Origin of the sequence: Gordonia sp. i37 (assembly GCF_002043085.1) — a bacterium.
GTDB classification, from domain to species: domain Bacteria; phylum Actinomycetota; class Actinomycetes; order Mycobacteriales; family Mycobacteriaceae; genus Gordonia; species Gordonia polyisoprenivorans.
The window spans coordinates 1-8,430 of the sequence record NZ_MVPX01000339.1 but is presented as its reverse complement, the minus strand read 5'-3'; the positions used below and the strand labels follow the sequence as shown (position 1 = coordinate 8,430).

General features: G+C 67.7%; 7 protein-coding genes. 5 read left to right on the top strand and 2 right to left on the bottom strand.

What is annotated here, in order from left to right; translation table 11 throughout:
* Positions 1 to 729: 729 nt before the first annotated feature.
* From B1964_RS16490 to B1964_RS16470, 5 genes are read left to right on the top strand one after another with little or no spacing between them, the layout of a single operon-like run.
* Positions 730 to 2,220: a nitrate/nitrite transporter gene (locus B1964_RS16490; protein ID WP_172398867.1), complete on the top strand. Its 1,491-nt coding sequence runs from the start codon at positions 730 to 732 to the stop codon at positions 2,218 to 2,220.
* The gene (gene nirB / locus B1964_RS16485; protein WP_079930545.1) at positions 2,217 to 4,811 is read left to right on the top strand and encodes a nitrite reductase large subunit NirB; all 2,595 of its coding nucleotides are present in this window, start codon (positions 2,217 to 2,219) and stop codon (positions 4,809 to 4,811) included. Before B1964_RS16490 ends, nirB begins: the two co-directional genes overlap by 4 nt.
* The gene (gene nirD / locus B1964_RS16480; protein WP_079930544.1) at positions 4,808 to 5,272 is read left to right on the top strand and encodes a nitrite reductase small subunit NirD; all 465 of its coding nucleotides are present in this window, start codon (positions 4,808 to 4,810) and stop codon (positions 5,270 to 5,272) included. The genes nirB and nirD overlap by 4 nt, the downstream gene beginning before the upstream one ends.
* A complete protein-coding gene (locus B1964_RS16475) occupies positions 5,269 to 6,441 on the top strand; it encodes a uroporphyrinogen-III synthase (RefSeq protein ID WP_035728894.1) in 1,173 nt (390 codons plus the stop codon). Before nirD ends, B1964_RS16475 begins: the two co-directional genes overlap by 4 nt.
* Entirely contained in the window at positions 6,438 to 7,181 is a 744-nt protein-coding gene (locus B1964_RS16470; RefSeq protein WP_079930543.1) for a sirohydrochlorin chelatase, read from the top strand. The genes B1964_RS16475 and B1964_RS16470 overlap by 4 nt, the downstream gene beginning before the upstream one ends.
* A gap of 90 nt (positions 7,182 to 7,271) precedes the next feature.
* Here the strand turns inward: B1964_RS16470 and B1964_RS16465 are convergent, their stop codons facing one another.
* A complete protein-coding gene (locus tag B1964_RS16465; RefSeq protein WP_006372932.1) occupies positions 7,272 to 7,580 on the bottom strand; it encodes an MGMT family protein in 309 nt (102 codons plus the stop codon).
* Positions 7,577 to 8,362, bottom strand: a complete 786-nt coding sequence (locus B1964_RS16460; protein ID WP_079930542.1) for an alpha/beta fold hydrolase — start codon at positions 8,360 to 8,362, stop codon at positions 7,577 to 7,579. The genes B1964_RS16465 and B1964_RS16460 overlap by 4 nt, the downstream gene beginning before the upstream one ends.
* Positions 8,363 to 8,430: the final 68 nt, after the last annotated feature.

The following is an 8,430-nucleotide window of genomic DNA, read 5'->3' as shown; positions in this document are numbered from 1 at the left end:
CGCTTCGGCGTCAAGAGCTTCGGTGGTGTCGATCATGGGCCCCTCCCCAGTGGCTGATCGGTGTGATGACTCCATCCTACTCGAACATATGGAGTATGGCAAGCGTGTTCGACAGTTCTGTGGAAGGGAAGATGCTTGTGGACAACGGGTTTCGGTGGTGGGCTGGCGGCAGTTTTATGTCGGTGGGGTGTGGTAGGGGTGCGTCTTTTGCTGTGGTGGGTGAATGTGGTTGGGAGGCTTTATGTCTCGTCGGGTCTCGAGGCTCGCCGCACGCGGCTCGCACCTCGACCATCGGGAGGTCGGCGCCGCGCGCCTGGACTGTCGGGGAACGGGTGCTCGGCCAGCGGGTACGGCGGTTGCTCGACAGTCCGTGACCCGAAGACACACACCTCGGCGGAAGGACCTCACGCACAGATCCGCTCGCGCTCGGCCTCATCATCCTCGTCGTGATCATCAAGGTCCGACGCGACCGGCCACACCCGGATGGTGAGTTCTCCAGCTATCCTGGTTGGGCCACCCGAAGTGTTTCGGGATCAAGCGATTCGGGATCCAGCAGCGACTGAGTTGGCCCGGTCTCACAGGCTCCGCTCGCCAATGTGAGAACAACGTGACGTCGCGGTCACTGCGCCGACAATCGGCGCAACACTCGAGTCGTAGTTTTGGTTCCAACGACCGACGCCGTCGTCGGTGGTCACGGCATCAGCCCACCCGAGACCGATGGGAACCCACATGGCATTCTCGACGCTTCTTCACGACCTCCGCAGAGACCACACGATCACCGACTGGGATCCGGAGGACCGGCACGCCTGGGACACCGGCAATGCCGCGATCGCCCGACGCAACCTGCTGTGGTCGGTGATCTGCGAGCACATCGGCTTCTCGATCTGGTCGCTGTTCTCGGTGATGGCGCTGTTCATGGGCCCCCAGTACGGCATCAACGCCGACCAGAAGTTCGTGATCGCGGCGACGGCGACCTTCGTCGGCGCGTGCCTGCGGGTGCCCTACACCCAGGCCACCGCGCGCTTCGGCGGTCGCAACTGGGCGATCTTCTCCGCCGTGGTCCTGCTGATCCCGACCGGTCTGACGATGATGCTGATGATGAACCCAGGAGAGTTCGGTTTCGGCTGGTTCCTCGCGGTGGCCGCGCTCACGGGCTTCGGTGGCGGCAACTTCGCCTCGTCGATGACCAACATCAACGCGTTCTATCCGCAGCGACTCAAGGGCTGGGCGTTGGGACTCAACGCCGGCGGCGGCAACATCGGGGTCCCTGTGGTCCAGCTGATCGGTCTGCTGGTCATCTGGCTGGCCAGCGACAAACCCGAGATCCTTTGTGCGATCTACCTTGTCGCGCTCGCCGTCGCGGGAATCGGTGCGGCGGTCTTCATGGACAACCTCGATCACCAGACCGCCAGCGGTCGGGCGATGATCGATTGCCTCAAGCACTACGACAGTTGGCTGATCTCGGTGCTCTACATCGGTACCTTCGGGTCGTTCATCGGCTTCTCGTTCGCCTTCAGCCAGGTACTCAGCCTCAGTTTTCAGTCGTCGGGTCAGTCTGCCTCGGCCGCATCGCTTTCCGCCGCGCAGATCGCATGGATAGGTCCGCTGCTCGGCTCGTTGTTCCGTCCGCTGGGTGGCAAGTTCGCCGACCGGTTCGGTGGTGGGCGGGTGACCCTGTGGTCCTTCGTCGCGATGGTCGCCTCCTCGGTGATCCTGGTCGTCTCCGGAACCGTCGCCGATTCACACCCCGGCCACCGGATCGAATCCACCCAACTGGCCGGATTCATCATCGGGTTCATCTTGTTGTTCGCGATCTCGGGCATCGCCAACGGCTCGGTCTACAAGATCATTCCGACCATCTTCGAACACAAGTCGCGGAACCTACCGGGGATCAGCGGAGGTGCCGCGGTGCTGTGGTCGCGGTCGATGTCGGGAGCTCTCATCGGAATCGCCGGGGCGGTCGGAGCGCTCGGTGGTGTCGCGATCAACCTCGTTCTTCGCAGCAGCTACAAGGCAAATCATTCGGCGACGGTGGCATTTTGGGTGTTCATGGCCTTCTATGTGATCGCCGGGGTGATCACCTGGTGGTTCTACGCCCGGCGCGAGGTGGTCCTCGACCCGCACTTCCGTCACACCGGTGACATCGAGGTCGCCGATACCGCACCCGCCACTCCCGTCGCCCAGGCCACCGCGGCCACCCCGGCGGTGGATGCCCGATGACCCACTCCCGTAGGGATTCCCGCCCGCTCTCGAGGACCGTCGTGGTGATCGGCCACGGCATGGTCGGGCATCGGTTCGTGCAGTCGCTGCGTGAGCGGGATCAAGCCGGGATCTGGCGCGTGGTGGTGATCGCCGAGGAGACGCACGCCGCATACGACCGTGTGGGATTGTCATCCTACGTCGGCGCGTGGGACCGGTCATCGCTGGCGTTGCACGGCAACGACTATGCGGGTGACGACGCGGTGCGGCTACGTCTGGGGGAGACGGTCACCGCGATCGACCGGGACGGGAAACGGGTGATCACCGATCGAGGGTCCGAGATCGGTTATGACGCACTGGTGTTCGCGACCGGCTCGTACCCCTTCGTGCCGCCGGTTCCCGGTCACGACCACGACCGGTGTTTCGTCTACCGCACCCTTGACGATCTCGATGGCATCCGTCGCGTCGCCGAGGGTTCGACGCCCGGCGCCGCCGGTGTGGTGGTGGGCGGTGGGTTGCTCGGCCTGGAAGCCGCCAATGCCCTTCGGCTGCTGGGGATGACACCGCACGTGGTCGAGTTCGCGCCGAGGCTCATGCCGATGCAGGTCGACGCCGGGGGTGCGGCGGTGTTGCAGAACCTGGTCTCCGACCTGGGCTTGCACGTGCACACCGGAGTGGGCACGTCATCGATCGCCGACGGACCGGAAGGGGAATCGCTGACGGTGACACTGAGCGACGGGGCGACGATCGACGCCGCCCTCGTCGTGTTCTCCGCCGGTGTGCGCCCCCGCGACGCGGTGGCCCGGGAGGCGGGTCTTCCCGTCGGGGAGCGCGGCGGCGTGCTGGTGGACTCGGCGTGCCGAACCGCCGACCCGGACATCTATGCCGTCGGCGAGGTCGCTGCGGTCGACGGGCGATGCTACGGCCTGGTCGCCCCCGGATACAGCACCGCCGACGTCGTCGCCGACCAACTCCTCGGTGGCAGTGCGACATTCGCCGGTGCCGACATGTCGACCAAGTTGAAGTTGCTCGGCGTCGACGTCGCGAGCTTCGGTGACGCCATGGGGGAGACGGACAATGCGCTGGAGATCGTCTATTCCGATCCGCTCGCCGGCCGCTACGCGAAGATCGTGCTCTCCGACGACGCACGGACCCTGCTCGGCGGCATCCTGGTCGGGGACGCATCGGCCTATGCCACGCTCAAACCCATGGTGGGGCGCGAGATCCCGGGAGATCCGGCCGCTCTGATCGCCCCTGCGGCCGGGGAATCCGGCATGGGTCTCGACACATTACCCGACGACGCGGAGATCTGCTCGTGCAACGGGGTGTCCAAGGGTGCGATCTGTTCGGCCATCATCGAGGGCGCCTGCGACATCGCCGCGGTCAAGGCGTGCACCTCTGCGGGCACCACCTGCGGCGGTTGCGTACCGAGTATCGCCTCGCTGCTGGCCGCCTCCGGCGTCGAGATGAGCAAGGCGCTCTGTGAACACTTCACCCAGTCGCGGTCGGAGTTGTTCGAAGTCGTTGCGGTGACCGGTATCCGGACGTTCTCCGAGCTGATCGCCCGGTACGGGGCCGGCTCCGGCTGCGAGGTGTGCAAACCGACGGTCGCCTCCATTCTCGCCTCGACCTCGAGTGATCACATCCTCGACGGCGAACAGGCCGCGCTGCAGGACACCAACGACCACTTTCTGGCGAACCTGCAGAAGAACGGCAGCTATTCGGTCGTGCCCCGGATGCCCGGCGGGGAGGTGACCGCCGAACAACTGATCGTCATCGGCGAGATCGCCCGCGACTTCGACCTGTACACCAAGATCACCGGTGGCCAGCGGATCGACATGTTCGGCGCCCGCGTCGAACAGTTGCCGCAGATCTGGCGGCGCCTCGTCGACGCCGGAATGGAATCGGGGCACGCCTACGGCAAGAGTCTGCGCACGGTGAAGAGCTGTGTGGGTCAATCCTGGTGCCGATACGGTGTGCAGGATTCGGTCGGGATGGCGGTGTTCCTCGAGAAGCGGTACCGCGGTCTGCGATCGCCGCACAAACTGAAGTTCGGTGTCTCGGGGTGCGCACGCGAATGCGCCGAGGCGCGCGGCAAGGACGTCGGGGTGATCGCCACCGAGAACGGCTGGAATCTCTACGTGGCGGGCAATGGTGGACAGAGCCCGAAGCACGCCCAACTGCTGGCCCGCGGAGTGGATGACGCGACACTCGTCGCCTACATTGATCGGTACCTGATGTTCTACATCCGCACCGCCGATCGGCTTCAGCGCACGGCCCCGTGGCTGGAATCGCTCGACGGAGGTCTCGATCACCTGCGAGCCGTGGTGTGCGAGGACAGTCTCGGCCTGGCGGCAGAACTGGAGGCCGCGATGGACCGTCACGTCGCCGGATACCGTGACGAGTGGGCCGAGGTGCTCGCCGACGAGGAAAAGTTGTCGCGGTTCGTGTCGTTCGTCAACGCGCCGGACGTGCCCGACCCGACCATCCGGTTCACCGACGGAGCGGTTGAAGGCGACCGCAAGGTCCCGGTGCTGCTGGACATGCCCCGGTTCCGGGCGCAGCAGCCGAACACCGACCGTACGACCGAACGCGAAGGAGTGGCCACATGACCGCCGACACGGCGACCGGAGCAGGGCAGAACGGCCCAGGGCAGATCGGCGCAGGGCAGATCGGCGCAGGGCAGTGGGTGCGCGCCTGCCCCTTCGATCGGCTCGTCGAGGGACGCGGAGTCGCAGTCCTCGGCCCGGAGGGCCGTCAGGCGGCGCTCTTCCGGATTCCCGCCGCCGAGACCGACCGTGAGGCGGTGGGGCGCTCGCGGATCTACGCCATCGGCAACATCGACCCGTTCGGGCGTGCCGCGGTGCTCTCGCGCGGGCTGACCGGCGATCACGGCGGTGAGCTCACGGTCGCCAGTCCGCTGGGCAAGCAGGTCTTCTCGCTGCGCACCGGGGTGTGCCTCGACGACGAGTCTGTGTCGGTGCCCTCGCTGGCGACCCGCGTGGTCGACGGCATCGTCGAAATCTGGTTCGGCGCCGCCGATCATCGTGTTGTTGCCGACGGGCCCCGATGAGTCCTGGAGCGACGCCCTCGAGTTCCGACGATCTGCCGTTGACCGGTTTCACCGTCGGGATCACCGCCGCGCGCCGGGCCGACGAGTTCGCGGCGCTCCTCGTGCGTCGCGGCGCCGACGTCGTCATGGCCCCGACCATTCGCATCCTGCCGCTCGTCGACGACACCGAGCTCGAACAGGTCACCGAACGGATCATCGCCGATCCGCCGGACCTGATGGTTGCCACCACCGGGATCGGTTTCCGGGGCTGGGTCGAGGCCGCCGACGGCTGGGGGGACGCCGAGCAACTCCTCGTCGCGCTCGGCGAGAGCCGGCTGATCGCCCGCGGTCCCAAGGCCAAGGGTGCGATCCGTGCGGCCGGACTTCGCGAGGAGTGGTCGCCGGAGAGCGAGTCCTCCTCGGAGGTTCTCGACCGTCTGCTCGACGAAGGGGTGGAGGGCAAGCGGATTGCGGTGCAATTGCACGGTGCCACCAGCGAATGGGAGCCGCTGCCCGACTTCTGCGCGGTGCTCCGCGCCGCGGGCGCCGACGTCCTGGCCGTCCCCGTGTACCGCTGGAACATGCATCCCGACGTCGGGCGGATCGACGCGATGATCGCGTCGGTCGTGCGTGCCGACCTCGACGCGCTCACCTTCACCAGCGCACCCGCGGCGGCGTCGATACTCACCCGCGCCAAGGAACTCGGCAAACTGCAGCCGTTCCTGCACGGACTGCGGACCGCGGTACCGGTGTTCTGTGTGGGCTCGGTGACCGCGGGGCCGCTGGAGGCGTTGCAGATCCCGACCGTCTATCCGCGCCGCTTCCGGCTCGGTGCGCTGGCCCGGCTGATCACCGACGAGTTGCCCCGACGCAGCCATACCCTGCGGGTTGCCGGACACGACACCGCGATTCGGGGTCAGGCGGTGGTCGTCGACGGGCAGATGCGTGAGTTGTCGGCCACCGGACATCTGTTGCTCAAGATGCTCGCGCAGGTGCCGGGGCGGGTGGTGGGTCGCCAGGAGTTGCTGCGCGGACTGCCCGGCGACAGCGCCGACACCCACGCGGTCGAGGTGGCCGTTGCGCGTCTGCGGGCGGCGCTCGGCGACCCGAAGATGATCCAGACGGTGGTCAAGCGCGGATACCGCCTTGCCGTCGATCTCGAGTACGACGAAGCCGAGGACGAGTCATGATGATCCGCAACGACATTCGGTCTGCCGTGGGTGACCGGCTGGGCGGGGTCCGCCCGGTACTCGTCGCGCACGGGACCCGCAACCCCCGCGGCGTCGCGGTGGTTGCCGAGATCGCCGAAAAGGTCGCCGCGACGGTCGGTCCGACGCGCACCGCCTTCGTCGACGTCCTCGGCCCGACCCCGAGTGAGGTGCTCGACGGGCTGGATCGCCCCGCGGTCCTGGTCCCTGCCTTCCTGGCATCGGGATACCATGTGCGCCAGGATATCCCGGATCACGTCCGGAAATCCGGGGTCGGTGATGCCATCGTCACCCGCGCCTTGGGCCCCGACCCGAGGATCGCCGCGGTCCTGCGGCGGCGGTTGATCGAATCCGGGTGGCGACCCGGCGACGCCGTGGTGCTCGCGGCCGCCGGCTCGTCCGACGACTCCGCCTGTGCCCAGGTATATCTCGCCGCGCGTCAGCTCGAGGGGCTGATCGGTGGGCACATCGAGGTCGGCTTCCTCACCACCGCCGCGCCGACCGTTGCCGACGCGGTGGCCGCCGCTCGAACCAGCGGGTGCCGCGTCGTCATCGCCGCATACCTGTTGGCCCCCGGCCTTTTTCACGAGCGTCTGCACACCGTGGATGCCGACCTGGTGGCCGAGCCGCTCGGCGCCGACCCAGCGATCGTCGAACTCATCGTCACCCGGATGCGTGCCGCGGTCAGTCCGTACCGCACCGACGCGGTCCTGCTGCGCTGACCGCGCCCGCCACCCCGCCGACAGCGCCCGCCACCCCGCCGACAGCGCCCATCACCCTGCCGACAGCGCTCTTCTCAGCGCCGACAGTGCTCAGTCGAGTACGTCGATCTCCCAACGACATTCGCGCATCAGCACCTTTCCGTCGCGGATCGGCGCCCCTTCGTCGCGGAGTCGGTCGAGCTGCCGGTGGGCGAGGTGTGGTGCGGGTTTGCCGCTCGCCGAGATGACCCGATGCCACGGCAGGTCCGCGGAATCGGTGCGCATGATCCACCCGACGATCCGCGGGGAACTCAATCCGGCCGCGGCGGCAAGATCGCCGTAGGTACTGACCCGGCCGGACGGGATCGCGGCGACCAGGGCTCGCACCCGCTCGACGTCATCCTCGGTGACCGCACTCACAGCAGCGAACGCACCAACCGGGCGGTCAACCCGGGTTCGAGGAAGGGCACCATGTGCTCGCAGTCGGCGCGGTGAACCTGCACCTGATCGCCGCGTTCGCTCGCACAGGCCTCGAGAAACGCCGGCCGCACAAACGGCGGGTCGACGCGATCGGCGACGACGACATGGGTGGGCACCCCTCGCGGCGGAAGCGTTGGCGGACGGCTCATCTCGCTCCACGACGCGGCGGCCATCGGCGCACTGACCCGCCAACCGACGCGCCCGCGACCACTGGTGGTGAGGTGCTCGGCGATCTCGGCCTCGAGGATCTCCGCGGGTACCCGTGCCCAGCCCTCGGAGCGCTTGGCCGCGCGGGCCGCGTCGGCGTCGGGATAGTCCCAATTCTCGAGGCTGTCGGTGGCGACCTCGAGAGCAAACTCCGGGTCGAGGCCCTGCGCGGGATCGAGTAGGACCAACCCGCGCACCGCGTCCGGCCGCTGGTTGGCCAGATGGATCGCCAGCGCACCTCCGAAGGAATGCCCGAGGACCACCAGCGGCAGCGCCGCCGGATCGATGGCGGTGTCGATGAACTCCGAGAGCGCACGCACATGGTTCTCGATCGCCCACGGCGGACGCCACGGCGAGCGGCCGTGGCCGATGAGGTCGGGTGCGACGATGTGCAGGTCGGCGAGATGGTCGTGAGCCAGCGGAGCCCAACGCATCCCATGACCGGTGAGGCCGTGCAGTGCCAGAACCGTCGGGGCGCGCCGATCGCCGAACTCGACGTGGTGAAGTGCCGTCACGCCGACGATTGTGCCGTACGCGCCGCAGCGCGCAGCCCCGGCCCGGGCCGGGGCGGATCGTGGGGGGG

Coding starts and splice junctions, on each gene's coding strand:
- nirB (WP_079930545.1), top strand. CDS start 2,217: ATGACCCACTCCCGTAGGGATTCCCGCCCGCTCTCGAGGACCGTCGTG.
- nirD (WP_079930544.1), top strand. CDS start 4,808: ATGACCGCCGACACGGCGACCGGAGCAGGGCAGAACGGCCCAGGGCAG.
- B1964_RS16475 (WP_035728894.1), top strand. CDS start 5,269: ATGAGTCCTGGAGCGACGCCCTCGAGTTCCGACGATCTGCCGTTGACC.
- B1964_RS16470 (WP_079930543.1), top strand. CDS start 6,438: ATGATGATCCGCAACGACATTCGGTCTGCCGTGGGTGACCGGCTGGGC.
- B1964_RS16490 (WP_172398867.1), top strand. CDS start 730: ATGGCATTCTCGACGCTTCTTCACGACCTCCGCAGAGACCACACGATC.